This is a genomic window from Chitinimonas arctica (assembly GCF_007431345.1).
In the GTDB taxonomy this organism is placed as follows: domain Bacteria; phylum Pseudomonadota; class Gammaproteobacteria; order Burkholderiales; family Chitinimonadaceae; genus Chitinimonas; species Chitinimonas arctica.
On the sequence record NZ_CP041730.1, the window covers coordinates 1,312,390 to 1,327,228 of the forward strand.

At 60.0% G+C, this 14,839-nt stretch carries 11 protein-coding genes; 6 read left to right on the forward strand and 5 right to left on the reverse strand.

All coding sequences use genetic code 11. The annotated features are described in order from the left end of the window. Positions 1 to 25: 25 nt before the first annotated feature. Positions 26 to 1,531, reverse strand: a complete 1,506-nt coding sequence (locus tag FNU76_RS05820) for a mechanosensitive ion channel family protein (RefSeq protein ID WP_179958366.1) — start codon at positions 1,529 to 1,531, stop codon at positions 26 to 28. Positions 1,532 to 1,631: 100 nt separating this feature from the next. Here FNU76_RS05820 and FNU76_RS05825 point away from each other — a divergent pair, with 100 nt between their 5' ends. After that, positions 1,632 to 2,900, forward strand: coding sequence for an EAL and HDOD domain-containing protein (locus FNU76_RS05825; RefSeq protein ID WP_143856831.1), 1,269 nt, complete (start codon positions 1,632 to 1,634; stop codon positions 2,898 to 2,900). Positions 2,901 to 2,955: 55 nt separating this feature from the next. Here the strand turns inward: FNU76_RS05825 and FNU76_RS05830 are convergent, their stop codons facing one another. Continuing rightward, on the reverse strand, positions 2,956 to 4,146 hold the full coding sequence (locus FNU76_RS05830) for a branched-chain amino acid ABC transporter substrate-binding protein (protein WP_143856832.1): 1,191 nt from the start codon (positions 4,144 to 4,146) through the stop codon (positions 2,956 to 2,958). 527 nt (positions 4,147 to 4,673) lie between these two features. Here FNU76_RS05830 and FNU76_RS05835 point away from each other — a divergent pair. The 4 genes from FNU76_RS05835 (at position 4,674) to FNU76_RS05850 (ending at position 8,811) form a co-directional block, all read left to right on the forward strand. Then, on the forward strand, positions 4,674 to 5,132 hold the full coding sequence (locus FNU76_RS05835) for a post-PEP-CTERM-1 domain-containing protein (protein ID WP_143856833.1): 459 nt from the start codon (positions 4,674 to 4,676) through the stop codon (positions 5,130 to 5,132). Continuing rightward, a complete protein-coding gene (locus tag FNU76_RS05840) occupies positions 5,122 to 6,534 on the forward strand; it encodes a PA domain-containing protein (protein ID WP_143856834.1) in 1,413 nt (470 codons plus the stop codon). Before FNU76_RS05835 ends, FNU76_RS05840 begins: the two co-directional genes overlap by 11 nt. 476 nt (positions 6,535 to 7,010) lie before the next feature. Next, positions 7,011 to 8,189, forward strand: coding sequence for a pentapeptide repeat-containing protein (locus tag FNU76_RS05845; RefSeq protein WP_143856835.1), 1,179 nt, complete (start codon positions 7,011 to 7,013; stop codon positions 8,187 to 8,189). Between the two features lie 28 nt (positions 8,190 to 8,217). Continuing rightward, positions 8,218 to 8,811 carry a gamma-glutamyl-gamma-aminobutyrate hydrolase family protein gene (locus FNU76_RS05850; protein ID WP_263405654.1) on the forward strand — a complete coding sequence of 198 codons (594 nt, stop codon included), beginning with the start codon at positions 8,218 to 8,220 and terminating at the stop codon, positions 8,809 to 8,811. A 36-nt stretch (positions 8,812 to 8,847) separates the two neighbouring features. On the opposite strand, the gene cobA is transcribed toward FNU76_RS05850, so the two are convergent. Genes cobA through FNU76_RS05865 form a run of 3 tightly spaced genes read right to left on the reverse strand, consistent with a single transcriptional unit; the run spans position 8,848 to position 11,769 of the window. Further along, complete coding sequence (gene cobA / locus FNU76_RS05855) at positions 8,848 to 9,591, reverse strand: uroporphyrinogen-III C-methyltransferase (protein WP_143856837.1); 744 nt, start codon at positions 9,589 to 9,591, stop codon at positions 8,848 to 8,850. Positions 9,592 to 9,593: 2 nt separating this feature from the next. Beyond that, positions 9,594 to 10,109 carry a DUF934 domain-containing protein gene (locus FNU76_RS05860; protein WP_143856838.1) on the reverse strand — a complete coding sequence of 172 codons (516 nt, stop codon included), beginning with the start codon at positions 10,107 to 10,109 and terminating at the stop codon, positions 9,594 to 9,596. Then, positions 10,102 to 11,769 (reverse strand): nitrite/sulfite reductase, encoded by a 1,668-nt coding sequence (locus FNU76_RS05865; RefSeq protein ID WP_143856839.1) that lies wholly within the window; start codon positions 11,767 to 11,769, stop codon positions 10,102 to 10,104. Before FNU76_RS05865 ends, FNU76_RS05860 begins: the two co-directional genes overlap by 8 nt. Positions 11,770 to 12,157: 388 nt before the next feature. On the opposite strand from FNU76_RS05865, the gene pepN reads away from it, so the two are divergent. Next, positions 12,158 to 14,806 (forward strand): aminopeptidase N, encoded by a 2,649-nt coding sequence (gene pepN / locus FNU76_RS05870; protein ID WP_143856840.1) that lies wholly within the window; start codon positions 12,158 to 12,160, stop codon positions 14,804 to 14,806. Positions 14,807 to 14,839 lie beyond the last annotated feature (33 nt).

Sequence of the window (14,839 nt, forward strand, 5' to 3'; positions counted from 1 at the left end):
GGGACCGCCGGCCGGTCCCGCTCCCTTACAAACTAAAAAACCGTTTGATCCTGTCGCGTAGTTCGGCCGGCGGCGGCGTGGCCTGGACATTGCCGGCATCGCGCCGGTGCAATTGGTTCTCCGCCAGGCGCTGGGCCAATATGCTCGACAAGGCATCGGCCAGCGCCGGCCGGGCGGTCAGGATGGCCTGGAAACCCGCCCGGTCGAGCCGATAGCACTCGACATAGCTGCCCGCCACCACCGTGGCCGAGCGGGGGGCACCCGTCATCAAGCCCATTTCACCGAAAAAGCCCCCCGCCTTGAGGTGCCCCAGTAGCTCCGCCTGCGGCGTATCGTAGTGATTCCAGACATCCACTTCACCTAGCGTCAGGATGTACAGCCAGTGTGCCACCGCACCCTGCCGGCTGATCACGTCGCCCGCCTCGAACGGCGCGAAGCTCAATTGCTCGGCCAGGTGCTCCCTTTCTTCCGACGTAAAATCGGCGAACAAGGCGACGCATTCCAATGCGGTCAGCCGCTTGCCGATATCCAGCGCCTGCCGCTGGGCGGCGGTCTTGTCATTGTCCTTGGTCATCAGCACATTGTGGCTGGGCGCCGCCAGGGGCACGCCGTGCCGTACCAGGGCGGTGATCAGATGGGCACGCACCTGTGAATCGGTCGGGTCGTCCTGGGCGAAGTCGGTCAGCCAGTAGCGCAGGGCATAGCGGGCGATACCATCCCTGGCTTCCATCAACACGGCCTGCGGGGCCGGATCGAGCGCCACGAAGGCAATCCTGGCCTCGCGCACCGCGTGTTGCATCAACTCGATCACCCGGCTGGGCGGCTGCTCCCATGCCACTTCCAGCCACACCCAGCGCCGCCACTGCAGCGTATGGCTGCTGAAGCGCTTGCCGATGACCTGGAAGCTGTTTTTCATCAACCAGGCATTGGGCACCACCACGGTTTCGCCGTTACGGGTTTCGATCAGGGTGGAGCGCCAGCCTATCTGCAGCACCCGTCCGGAGAAATCATGCAGCTTCACCCACTGCCCCAGGTCGAGCGAGTCGTCCAGTTGCAGGGCGATGCCGGACAGGATATTGCCCAGCGTATCCTGCATGGCGAAGGCCAGCACCGCGGTGATCACCGCCGAGGTGGTAACCAGTTGCGACAGGTCCAGGCCGGCATACCGTAGCCTGACCAGGCCCCAGCCCAAATAGCAGAGCATCACCAGCACATCTTCGAGGATGCGCGGCGGCTCCACCCCGATGGCGGACAAGAACAGCCGAAACAGCACCAGGCCGAACAAGCGGATGATGACCAGCCCCAGCAGGATGGTGAATATCTCGTTCAGTATCTCGCCGGCCTGCAAGCCATGCTGCCGCAACAGGGTAGCGAGCAGCAGGCCCAGCGCACTCAGCATCAGGTACAGCAAGGTCAGCGCCACATTACGGCGTTCGGCCGGGCGATAGCGGTAAAGGGCGGCCAGCATGCCGGCACAGAGCGCCAGCAGATAAGGCCATTCCAGGCGGGCCAGGTTTTCCAGGGAGGGCATGAGCGTCTTGTCTGGTGTCTGATCCAAGCATAGACGAAGGGTTGGGGCTGCGCGGGTGGCTACATTTGCTACGATAAGATGAATCACCGATTGCGAACTCATGCCCACCCCGCAATTTTTTCTCGGCCGCCAACCGATTGTCGGACGCCAACGCGAACTGGTCGCCTATGAGCTGCTGTTTCGCACCAGCCAGGACAATAATGCGGAGGTGCAGGACGATGTGGCCGCCAGCGCCGCGGTCATGCAGCATGCGTTTTCGGGCTTGGGCCTCCATGCGGTGCTGGAAGACAAGTTGGGATTTATCAATCTATCCGAACCGCTTCTGCGCAGCGATGTAATCGAAATCCTGCCGCGAGAGCGCGTGGTGTTGGAAATCCTCGAAACCGTACCGCTCACGCCAGCCGTGATCGAACGCTGCCGGGCCCTGCGGGCGGCCGGCTATCGGCTGGCGCTGGATGACGTGATCCGCTTCGACGAAGCGCAAAAAGCCATTCTGCCGCTGATCGAAGTGGTCAAGCTGGACGTGCTGGCCATGCAGTCGCGCGAGACCGAGGCCCTGGTGCGCCATCTCAAGCCGTTCGGCGTGCAACTGTTAGCCGAGAAGGTCGATTCCACCCTGCAGCGCGATTTCTGCCATGAGCTGGGTTGCGACCTGTTCCAGGGCTATTACTTCGCCCGTCCCACCATCCTGAGCGGCAAGCCAGTCCAGCCCTCCGCCATGCTGTTGCTCAAGCTACTGAACCAGGTGGCCACCGATGCCGAGACCGAGGAACTGGAAGATACCCTCAAGCACGCACCTGACCTGACCGTGCATTTACTGCGCCTGGTGAATTCAGTGGCCTTCGGCCTGCCGCGCAAGATTTCCGGTGTGCGCACCGCACTGACCCTGCTGGGGCGGGCACAGTTGCACCGCTGGGTGCAGATCATGGTATTCGCCCAACAATCGGCCACCCATACCGCGGCCGATCCGCTGGTGCAGACTGCCGCTCTGCGTGGCCATCTGATGGAAAGGCTGTGCCAAACCCTGCAGCCCGGTGATGAAGCCATGGCCGACCGCGCCTTTATGACCGGCATGTTGAGCCTGCTGGATGCCCTGTTCGGCAAGCCGATAGCCGAGATACTCCAACCACTCAACCTTGAAGAGAAGGTCCAGGAAGCCTTGCTGCATCGCAGCGGCTGGCTGGGCCAGCTGCTGCGGCTGGTGGAGGGCATGGAACTGGCCGACCACGATGTCACCGCCACCCTGCTGGCGGGCTTTCCGCAGCTGCAATGGGACCAGCTGAATCGCCTGCAGATCGAAGCCATGAGCTGGGCGGCCAGATTGGGGCGGGAGGAAAGCGGTGTGGCCAGTTCGCGTGAACCCGCGTAACAATGGCCGAAAAAAAAGCGCAGTCCTGAGACCGCGCTTCTATCGCCAACAAAGATTACTTGGCGCCTATCGTTTCCAGCACTGTCCAGGCCCCGTTCTGCACCTTATAGACGGTGATGCCGCCATCCTTCAGGTCGCCTTTGTCGTCGAAGGCGATGGCTGAGGAGGTGACGCCGGCATAGCTGTTCTTGGCCAGCTCGGGCAGGTAGGCCTTGGGGTCGATGGAGTTGGCTTTCTTCATCGCCGCGATCATCTGCCGGGTAGCGTCATAGCCATAGGGCGTGTAGATCTCCATCTCTTGATACTTGGCCTTGAAGCGGGCTTCGAAGTCCTTGCCGCCGGGCATTTTTTCCATCGGCACACCGGCCAGCGAGGCGATGGTGCCTTCCGCGTCCTTGCCGGCCAGCTTGACGAAGTTATCGGTGCGGGTCATCTCGCCCGACAGCAGCGGTACGGTCAAGCCCAGCCGCTTCATCTGGATCACCATGGGGCCCGATTGGGTATCGGCGCCGCCGTAGAACACGGCATCGGGCTTGGCGCCCTTGATGGTGGTCAGGATGCTGGCGAAGTCGGTGGCCTTGTCATTGGTGAACTCGTGCTTGACGATCTCGCCGCCGGCCGCCTTGGCGGCCTTTTCGAATTCGTCCGCCAGGCCTTGGCCGTAGGCGGTACGGTCATCGATGATGGCGATCTTCTTGGCGCCCAGTTTTTCCACCACGAACTTGCCCATCACGCTGCCCTGCTGGGTATCGGAGGTCATGGACCGGAAAGTGGTCTTGAAGCCCTGATGGGTGAAGGCCGGCGCGGTGGCCATGGAGATCTGCGGCAAGCCCGCATCTGCATAGATCTTGGAAGCCGGGATGGACGTGCCGGAATTGAAGTGCCCGATCACGCCGGCCACCTGGGCGTCCACCAGCTTCTGTGCCACCTGGGTACCGGTCTTCGGATCGGCCTGGTCATCCTCGGCCATCAGCTCGAACTTGACCTTCTTGCCGCCGATGGTGGGCGGATTGGCGTTCTCGTCGTCCAGCGCCAGCAAAACGCCGTTCTGGTAGCCCTTGCCGTAATGGGCCTGCGGGCCGGTCAGCGGTGCGGCGAAACCCAGCTTCACCACCTGGACTTCGTTCGCGGCTTGCGGCGCGGCCGCATCGGCGGGAGCCGCCTCTTTGTTGCCGCAAGCGGCCAAAACCAGGGCGGCAACCGCCGTCAGGGCAAATACATGGGTCTTGTTCACAGTCGTCCTCATCTTTTCTTTGGGGGGCAGGCGCCGCGGCATCGATCGTCCAGGCGGTCGATGGCACGGTTGTCAACGGCATGGGCCGGTGACGCAGGATTGTAGTCGCGGACCGTCCCGTTAAGACTGGGGAATTCCCTAGGTCCGGCAACGGTTTGTCTTATTGCGACAAGGCCTTACACGGTCGGTTCGCCAGCAGGATGCAAGATCCGGCCAGATCAATAGTGGGCAAAAAACGGAAGAAACGAAAATTTTCTCGTCGCAACATGGAGCGTCTGTTTTTTTCATGGCACTTAGTTGGACGCTGCCACAAGCCCTATCCAGCTTGGTTCCATGGGCTCCCCCTGCACGGCGGACGACCCGCTGCCAAGCCAATTCAGTGCAGTGTGTTTTTCTTATACACAGTCTGTTGCTCTTTATCCCTAATGCTTTCTGGGTATTTGCATAGGTGTTTTCCCTTACCCCACTATGGCAGCCGCGCTTGGGAAAGCGCATGCAGTTGAAGCTGGTTTCTAATTACAACAAAAGAGGTAATAAACGTGATTGATATCCCGGTTAGTAAATGCATCTCCACGCTGCTGCTCGGCATGCTGCTGTCGGCAGCCGCCAGCGCGACCGCTGCCGAAGCGCCGGCCGCCGGATCGCCGGCCGCCACCTCGGGCGAAGCCGCCCTGAAGGTCTATCGCGACCCCGTCACCGGCAAGCTGCGCCAGCCCGAACACGATGAAGCAAGTGGCCCGGATGCCGCCACGCGCCGGCCACAAGCCAGTGCGCGCACCATCCCTGACCGCGTGGTCGAACCAAAAGTACAAAAGACCCGTAGCGGCGGCACCTCGATGACCCTGGGCGAGGAACACCTGAATTATTCGATCGCAGTAAGAAAGCCGGACGGTTCGGTAAAAGTGCATTGCGTGGAAGGCAAGCAGGCAGCCGATGCGCTGCTCAAGCAGGACGCCACCACCGCCAGCACACCGAAGGAACAAGCCAATGACCGCTAACAAGCAATTCGCACTGACCGCACTGGCCTGCCTGCTGGGCGGCGCGCCACTGGTGGCCAATGCCGCCGCCACCATCATCGTCGTGAACGCCGATGGTCCCGGTGAAGGTTTCAACGACCCCACCCCTGTCGCCCCCATTGGTGGCAACAGCGGCACCACCCTTGGCCAGCAGCGCCTGATCGCCTTCCAGACCGCAGCCGATCTGTGGGGCGCCAAGCTCAATAGCGCCGTGCCTATCCGCATCAAATCCAATTTCGACCCGCTCACCTGCGATGCCAACAGCGCCACGCTGGGCGCCGCCGGTCCATTGGAAGTGGGCTCGGACTTCCGTGGCGCACCACGGCGCGGCACCTGGTACCACGGCGCCCTGGCGAACAAGATCATCGGCACCGACGATTTCGCCGGCCGCCCGGTTATCCAAGCCCGCTTCAACTCCAACCTGGGCACGGAAAACTGCCTGGCGGGCGGCGGCTTCTACCTGGGCCTGGATGGCCAGCACAACGGCAAAACGGATCTGGTCGGCGTATTGCTGCATGAATTCGGCCATGGCCTGGGCTTCTCCAACCTGACCAACGGCCAGACCGGCCGTCGTCTCAGCACCGGCAAGCCGTCGGCGTGGGATTACCACATGCTGGACCTGACCACCAACAAGCTGTGGTCGGCCATGACCGATGCCGAGCGCAAGGCGTCGGGCATCAACTCCCGCAACCTGGTCTGGGTCGGCGCCAATGTCACCCGCGAAGTGCCGAACGTGCTGCGCAACGGTGTGCCGCAACTGCGGATCACCGCGCCCCTCACGCTCGCCGGCAACCTGTTGGCCGGTGCGGCCGACTTCGGTGCGCCACTGACCGCTAGCGGCTTGTCGGGCACCATCGCCAAGCTGAGCGACCAGGCCGACGGTACCGGCCTGGCCTGTACGCCGCTGACCGCTGCCAATGCGGTGGCGGTGCAAGGCAAGCTGGCGCTGATCGACCGTGGCACCTGCACCTTCAGCATCAAGGTGAAGAACGCCCAGGACGCAGGCGCGATCGGCGTGATCATCGCCGATAACGTGGCCGGTTCGCCGCCACCAGGCTTGGCCGGCTCCGATCCCACCATCACCATCCCGGCAGCCCGTATCACCAAGGCCGACGCGGACAGGATCAAGACCCGCCTGAACAGCGCCGGCGCCGTGAAGGCCACGCTGGGTCTGAACAACAACCTGCGCGCCGGCGCCGATACCCAGGGCCGCGTCATGATGTTCACGCCCAATCCGTATCAGCCTGGCTCTTCGGTATCGCACTTCGACACCAGCGCCAAGCCGGATCTGCTGATGGAACCGCAGGACACCGAAGAAGTGAAGCGCTCGGTGGATACGCCGCAAGATCTGACCTACCCCTTGCTGCGCGATTTGGGTTGGTAGGCATAGTAGCCTCGACCGCGGTTCAGTCGAGATAGGAACAGGCCCGCGTCGATTCGCGGGCCTGTTTTTTTGGCAAAGGCCTCCCGTTGCGCTCGCGCAGCGCTGAAACCCGTTAAAAAATTTTGCTCGCGCACTTTTTGCGTCGGGACGAATTCGGCTATAGGGGGTGCTAGCGAAACTCGTTGAAATTATATGAAAACAAATCTTAATCTCAATAGTGCCTTTTTGTTTCCAGTGGGAAAATGGTATTGGTGTTGTATATCAGTTGGTTAATGATTCATAAAATTGAAACGTTCTCCACGTTGCCGCATGGCACGTCAGGCAACGATACCGCCCGCATTCGACAGTTGATTTAATTGTATAAGTGCCTCCAAGGAGACACGCTGGAGGTGCTCTTTTAAATACCCCCCTTACGCCCGGCTGTCGAATTTTGGATACCAGATCGACTATATTTCAGATAAGAGACGAGTAATTAAATGGATTTTGCATGTTTTACAAGGGCTTTCAAGCCACTAGGGAATTCTTTGAGCACCACGGATCGAGCCATCAACCATAACACCGGCGGGTCGATCAAGGAATTGTTGTCAAATTTGTGCGCATGTGAGGTGTACGATGTTTTACAGGAGGCCAGCGCAGCGCAGGAAGAAGATGAGGCGCTTGATTTCTGTGCATCTGTACTGATTGGGGAGTTGAACAATGGCAATCAGATTGAATCAAAGAGATATAGGGTGAATTTTTCTGAAAACAGTGCTGTTGTTTTTGATAAATACACCAACCAGGAACTGTCAATTCCAGGATTAACGATCCATTCTTTGGAAAAACTGATCGTTAATGAGATGAGTAAAGATGTACTCTTGCATGAAAAAATACAGAAGGCAATAAAAGGCCGAACACATTTTACCGATATTATTTATAATACGAAGGCAAGCTTTAAAGGAGAAAAATTATGCAACAGGGTCTTCAAGGGATGCATTATCAACTTGAACCACTTTTCCGCAGCCGAACTTAAAAACGTGACATTTGCAAGCTGTAAATTTACCAACAGCTCATTTGCAAATTCAAAAATACAGAACTGCTTTTTCCATAATTGCACATTGGAAGCCGCAATGTTCACGGGTGCAAAAATTGAAGACACCTCCTTCCTGGGCTGTAACATCACACAATCCAGCTTTGAAGACGCAGTCATTATCAATGTTGAAATTTCAAGCTCGAATCTCTGCGGAACACACTTTTTAGATGCGAGCATAGTCAATTCCAAAATAACCGCCAGCCAGCTCGATAATGTGGTTTTTTTTGATCAACCGGATAGGGCAGGATTTCACCTCGATGCCAAATCCGAAGCGACCGCGGCAATCACAAAGCCAATTGCAATATTATTAGTCGACCCAGAGAATCCGGGAATCACAGGTCCAAAAATAAATTTAAAACTGCAAAATGCAGCATCAGCGGTCCCATTGAGAATATCGACCAAGCCCGACAAGGTTGACCCACATGAATTAACCAAGGAGGTTGAGCAAGCCATATCAAACAGTCAACATCCAAGCAATAAACCAATCCCGCAAACCTTAATTGACTCAGCCAGGCATAGCGCCTGTGACAATCCAAATTTTGCCAAGATATTGAGCAAGGCAAAAAAAAATTTCCACCGGAATTAACTGCATCTGCCTCCCTGGCGGTGAGGACATTCCACCAAGGCTATATGGCGCCGAAGCGACGGAAGCAACCCAATGGAGTGGCGACTACAGGCGTTCCATATTGGAAATAGCATTAATAGATGCAGCATTTAACAAAGGCATCCCGCTGATGGCTGTATGTCGAGGATTTCAAATGGTAAATGTATTATTTGGCGCACAACTAAACCAACATGTCCCATGGCAACTTGGCGCACAGAGATTTCAATTCAATACGCCTGCAAAACACCTTCTAGGAAGCAAGCTGCCAAATTCATTTCGATCCGCGGTGTCTCATCACCAGGCAGTGAAGCAAGAACCATTTGCTACAGACCATATTGAGCCAACAATTATCTATAACGGCATGGTAAAAGGCGCGGAGTTAAAATATCCAGTAGCGGCACCCATGGTTTTGACGCAGTTCCATCCTGAATATTTAAATACGCAATCAACAGAAAAAACCTATGCCGGCAAATTAAAAGCGAACGCGTTGAATCTTGTCATATCGACTTCAAATGATGAATTTTTTAAACTTTTTGGCACGGCTTCGCTTACGCATTTTAGGCGGAATAAAGTCAACATAGAGCTGCTGACCCCGCTCAGGTAGCGCGCGGCGGGCCGAAAACCCGCCACCCTGCGCGGTTCAACCGGCCTTGCGCACCTCATCGGCCAAGGCCAACTTCGCCCGGTAGACTTCGCCGATCAGCAAAATGGCCGGGCCGTCCAACTGGAATGTGGCGGCTTGCGGAAGTTCTCTCAGGGTCAGCGGGAATTCGCGGCAGCCGGGCAGCGAGGCATTTTCCACGATCAGCAGCGGGGTATCGGGTGGCATGCCGCCCGCCAGCAAGGCGGCGGCGATGGCGGCCGATTGCTTGACGCCCATATAAAGGACCGTCGTATCGGCGGCCAGGACCGGTTTGAGCCAATCGCTGGTTTGTTCGCCCTCGCCCACCCTGGCGGTGGCGAACAGCACATTGCGGGCGAAGCCCCGGCGGGTCAGCGAAATGGCGCTATCGGCGGCGGCGGCCAGCGCGGCGGTCACGCCGGGCACGATTTCGTACTCGATGCCGGCCTCGTCCAAAGCGGCCAATTCTTCCTGGGCGCGGCCGAACAGCATAGGATCGCCGCCCTTCAGACGGACCACGCGCGCGTATTTATGAGCGGCATCCACCAGCATCTTGTTGATGAAGCGCTGGGCGGTGGACGCCTTGTCGCAGCGCTTGCCGACCGGGATCAGTACCGCCTGGGGGCAGTACTGCAACATCTCCGGCTGGACCAGCGCGTCGAACAGCACGGCGTCGGCCGCTTGCAGCAGACGCATGCCACGCACCGTGATCAAATCGGCGGCACCCGGTCCGGCGCCGATCAGATGGACTTTGCCGGCCATGCTCAAGCGCTCCGCCGGCGGAACAGCGGCAAGGGCTGGTCCACGCCGTTCTGGTAGAACTCGTCGAAATCGTCCAGGCCCTTGGCGGCGTCTTCCACGTCCTTGTCGATACGGACTTCGAAGGCATCGAAACCGCAGCGGCGCAGATAGAGCATGGTGTCCTTGAATACATCGCCGACCGCGCGCAACTCGCCCGCGTAGCCGTAACGCTCGCGTAGCAACCGGCCGATGCTGAAGCCGCGGCCATCGGTGAAGGCGGGGAAGTCCACGGCGATCACGCTGAGGCGGCGGGCATCGTCACCCAAGGATTCGGGCTCATCGTCCGGCTTGAACCAGACGCCTACGTCGGTCCGCTCAAGCAATTCGTCACGCCGCGCCAGCCACTCCGACAAGGGCAGCAGGGTATGCGGCGGAACCGCGTCGTCGCTGGCTTCCGCTACCCGCAGCCAGTGGTTGGCGACGATCTCGCGCCGGCCGCTGGCGCGGTCCAGCCGGATCAGGTGGGGGGACTTACCCATGCGCCCGCTCCTTTTGATAGATACGCGCCTTGAATGGATCGATGCCCAGCCGGTCCACCACGTCGAGAAAGCGCTCGTCACCCTCCCGGTTGGCGGCGAAGACTTCGATGATCTGGCCGATGACATCGGCCATATCGTCCTGGGCGAAGCTGGGGCCGATCACCTTGCCCAGGCTGGCGCCATGGCCTTGCCGCCCGCCCAGCGATACCTGGTACCACTCGGATCCGCTCTTATCCACGCCCAGGATGCCGATATGGCCGACGTGGTGGTGGCCGCAGGCGTTCATGCAGCCGGAGATATTGATATCGATCTCGCCCAGGTCGAATAGATAGTCGAGGTCGTCGAAGCGGCGCTGGATGGCTTCGGCGATGGGGATGGATTTGGCATTGGCGAGCGAACAAAAGTCTCCGCCGGGGCAGCAGATAATGTCGGTCAACAAGCCGATATTGGGCGTGGCGAAACCCAGCGCCCTGGCCTCCTCCCACACGGCGGCCAGGTCGCTCTGGCGTACGTCGGCCAGGATCAGGTTCTGCTCGTGCGAGACGCGTACCTCGCCGAATGAATAGCGGTCCGCCAAGTCGGCCACGCTATCCAGCTGGGCGCTGCTCGCATCGCCCGGCGGCACGCCGGTGGGCTTGAGCGACAGGGTCACGGCGGCATAGCCGGGGCGCTTATGCTTGAACACATTGCGCTTCACCCAACGGGCGAAGGCCGGATTATCCGCCTGCAAGCGCAGGAAGCCGGCATCGTCGCCCGCCAGGACCTGATAGGAGGGAGCAGTGAAGTGGGCCGCGACGCGCTCGATCTCGGCCTGCGTCAGGGTCATGGGCCCATCGCGCAGATGCGCCCATTCGGCCTCCACCTTGGCGGCGAACGCCGCGGGGGTCATGGCCTTGACCAGTATCTTGATGCGCGCCTTGTACTTGTTGTCGCGCCGGCCATAGCGGTTGTAGACGCGCAGGATGGCGTCGAAGTAGCTGAGCAGATGCTCCTTGGGCAGAAAGTCGCGAATCACCGCGCCCACCATGGGGGTACGGCCCAGGCCACCGCCGACAATGACCTTGAAGCCGGTCTCGCCGGCCTCGTTGCTGACCACGTGCACACCGATATCGTGTACCCAGGTAGCGGCCCTATCCTCGACCGAGCCCGATACGGCGATCTTGAATTTGCGCGGCAGATGGGCGAACTCGGGGTGGAAGGTGGACCACTGGCGGATCAGCTCGCACCATGGGCGCGGGTCGATCAGCTCGTCATGGGCCACGCCGGCGAACTGGTCGCTGGTCGTGTTGCGCACGCAGTTGCCGGAGGTCTGGACCGCGTGCATCTGCACGGTGGCCAGCTCGGCCAGGATATCCGGCACATCTTCCAGGCGCGGCCAGTTGTACTGGATATTCTGGCGGGTCGTGAAATGGGCGTAGTCGCGGTCGTACTTGCGGGCAATGCCGGCCAGCACCCGCAATTGGTCGCTGCGTAGATGGCCGTAGGGAATGGCGACGCGCAGCATGGGCGCATGGCGCTGGATATAGAGGCCGTTCTGCAAGCGCAGCGGACGGAATTCGTCTTCCGTCAGGTCACCCGCAAGGAAACGGCGGGTCTGGTCGCGAAACTGGACCACACGCTGGTCAACGATCTTCTGATCGTAATCGTCATAGATATACATGGCTAAGACTCTGCAAAACGGCTATTGCGCAAGGTTGGTCTGGATGCCCGGTCGTTTGTGCCGCTCCGCCGGGCTGTCCTGGAACCAAAAGAAACTGACGGATTCAGCGTGGCAGAATAGCAGCGACCTCTTATGCGAAAAATGAATCTTTACGTCTATCCATATCGCGGTATCTACATATAAAGAATAGAGATTGCCTGAAGCCCGGGTGACAGGATTCGCGCCTGGTGGATCCGCTCTGCCGCACCCTTTGCATCAGGCTCGTAAAGCGCCCGCCTAAATTCGCCGCGCCTCCACCAGCGCAGGCTTATAATCACGCGTTCACCATTTTTACTCCAGACGAGAAGCAGTGATCCTGCCGTCTCGGCGCAGCCTGAGAAAATCCGCAATGGCCAAACTCGATGTCAACACACCGCAGCCCATCCAGCTCAAGGACTACACTCCGCCGGCCTTCCTGATCGACAAGGTCGACCTGACCTTCGACCTGGATGAGGACCATAGCCGAGTCAGTTCGCGCCTGGTGCTGCACCGCAATCCAGACCATCCGGACGCCCGCGCGCCGCTGACCCTGGATGGCAAGGAACTGACATTGGAATCGGTCAAGCTCGATGGCGAGATCCTGGACGGCAGCCGCTACCAGACCGATGCCGAGTCCTTGACCATTGCCGCCATGCCGGACAATGCCATCCTGGAAATCGTGACCGTCATCCATCCCGAGACCAATACCAGCCTGAACGGCCTGTATCGCTCGGGCGGCAATTTCTATACGCAATGCGAGGCCGAAGGCTTTCGCAAGATCACCTACTACCTGGATCGCCCCGATGTGATGGCGCGTTTCACCACCACCATCGTGGCCGACAAGAACAAATGGCCGGTGCTGCTTTCCAACGGCAACCGGGTCGGCGAAGGCACGCTGGACCGCAATCGCCACTGGGTGAAATGGGTCGATCCGTTCAAGAAGCCGGCCTACCTGTTTGCCCTGGTGGGCGGCAAGCTGTCGCGCCTGGCGGACCGCTACACCACGAGCTCGGGCCGCGAAGTGGCGCTGGAAATCTGGGTGGAGCCGGCCGACCTCGACAAGTGCGATCACGCCATGGCCTCGCTGAAGAAATCCATGCTGTGGGATGAGCAGCGCTTCGGCCTGGAGTACGACCTGGATACCTATATGATCGTCGCCGTGGGCGACTTCAATATGGGCGCCATGGAGAACAAGGGCCTCAACATCTTCAATACCAAGTACGTGCTGGCCCGTTCCGACACGGCTACCGATGTGGATTTCGACGGTATCGAGGCGGTGATCGCCCATGAATACTTCCACAACTGGACCGGCAACCGGGTGACTTGCCGCGATTGGTTCCAGCTGTCGTTGAAGGAAGGCCTGACCGTTTTCCGCGACCAGGAATTCTCGGCCGATATGGGTAGCGCGCCGGTGCAGCGCATCGAAGCGGTCCGCACCCTGCGCACCCATCAGTTCGCCGAGGATGCCGGCCCCATGGCCCACCCGATCCGGCCGGAAAGCTATATCGAGATCAATAATTTCTATACCGTCACGGTCTACGAAAAGGGCGCGGAAGTGGTGCGCATGTACCAGACCCTGCTCGGTCGCGACGGCTTCCGCCGCGGTATGGATCTGTACTTCAAGCGCCACGACGGCCAGGCCGTGACCTGCGACGATTTCCGCGCGGCCATGGCCGATGCCAATGACTACGACCTGAACCAATTCGCGCGCTGGTATTCGCAAGCCGGCACGCCGACGCTCAGCGTGCGCGGCCAGTACGATGCGGCGGCCGCAAGCTATACGCTGACCGTCTCGCAAACCTGCCCGGCCACCCCCGGCCAGGGCGAAAAGCTGCCCATGCATATTCCGCTGGCGCTGGGCCTGCTCGGCCCCGACGGCGCCGATCTGCCTCTGCAGCTGGCAGGCGAGCAAGAAGCACTGGCCGGCACCCGCGTGCTGTCGGTCCAGGAAGCCAGCCAGTCCTTCACCTTTATCAATGTGCCGGTGGCGCCGGTGCCGTCGCTGCTGCGTAATTTCTCGGCGCCGGTCAAACTCGACTTCCCCTATAGCCGCGCCCAACTCGCCTTGCAGATGGCCCACGACAGCGATGCTTTCTGCCGCTGGGAAGCCGGCCAGACCATGATGCTGCAGGATCTGCAGACGCTGATCGAGGCTGCCCGCGCGGGTGGCGAGCTGGGCTTGAAGGACGATTTCGTCTCGGCCATGCGCCAGGTACTGGCGGACGATGCGCTCGACCCGGCGCTGGTGGCACTGATGCTGACGCTGCCGGCCGAGACTTACCTGGCCGACCAGCAGTCCGAAATCGATCCGGACGCCATCCGCGCCGCTCGCGAAGCCATGAAGCTGGGCCTGGCCCGTGCCTTGCGCAGCGAATTCAAGGCGGTCTATAGCCGCTTGCAGGATCAGGGTGCCTATCGCTTCGATGCGCAGTCCGTGGCACGCCGCTCCTTGAAGAACGTGGCGCTGTCCTACCTGGCCGAACTGGATGAGCCGGCCATGCTGGAACTGGCGGAGCAGCAGTTTGCCCGTGCCGACAATATGACCGACTCCCAAGCCGCGCTGACTGGACTAGTGAACTGGGCCGAAGGCGATGCCGCCTTGGCCGGCTTTGCCGCCAAATGGGCCGAGGAAGCGCTGGTGATGGACAAGTGGTTCACCTTGCAGGCCATCAGCCGCCGCCTCGGCACGGTGGCCAAGGTCAAGGCACTGATGCAGCATCCGGCCTTTGCCCTGACCAACCCCAACAAGGTACGTGCCCTGGTGGGCGCCTTCCTGCACAGCAATCTGGCCGGCTTCCACGCGGCGGACGGGTCGGGCTACGAATTCGCCGCCGATACCATCCTGGCCGTGGACAAGCTCAATCCGCAGATGGCGGCTCGCCTGGCCGGCTGCTTCAACCGCTGGAAGAAGCTGGAGCCTGGCCGCCGTGCCGGCATGCGTTCGGCCCTGGAGCGGGTGGCTGCCCATGCCGGTCTATCGCGTGACGTGTATGAAATCGTGTCGAAGAACCTGCAATAAATCGTAGTAGCTGGACTGGACCGCGCGTGCGCT

Coding starts and splice junctions, on each gene's coding strand:
- FNU76_RS05820 (WP_179958366.1), bottom strand. CDS start 1,531: ATGCCCTCCCTGGAAAACCTGGCCCGCCTGGAATGGCCTTATCTGCTG.
- FNU76_RS05825 (WP_143856831.1), top strand. CDS start 1,632: ATGCCCACCCCGCAATTTTTTCTCGGCCGCCAACCGATTGTCGGACGC.
- FNU76_RS05830 (WP_143856832.1), bottom strand. CDS start 4,146: ATGAGGACGACTGTGAACAAGACCCATGTATTTGCCCTGACGGCGGTT.
- FNU76_RS05840 (WP_143856834.1), top strand. CDS start 5,122: ATGACCGCTAACAAGCAATTCGCACTGACCGCACTGGCCTGCCTGCTG.
- FNU76_RS05845 (WP_143856835.1), top strand. CDS start 7,011: ATGGATTTTGCATGTTTTACAAGGGCTTTCAAGCCACTAGGGAATTCT.
- cobA (WP_143856837.1), bottom strand. CDS start 9,591: ATGGCCGGCAAAGTCCATCTGATCGGCGCCGGACCGGGTGCCGCCGAT.
- FNU76_RS05860 (WP_143856838.1), bottom strand. CDS start 10,109: ATGGGTAAGTCCCCCCACCTGATCCGGCTGGACCGCGCCAGCGGCCGG.
- FNU76_RS05865 (WP_143856839.1), bottom strand. CDS start 11,769: ATGTATATCTATGACGATTACGATCAGAAGATCGTTGACCAGCGTGTG.
- pepN (WP_143856840.1), top strand. CDS start 12,158: ATGGCCAAACTCGATGTCAACACACCGCAGCCCATCCAGCTCAAGGAC.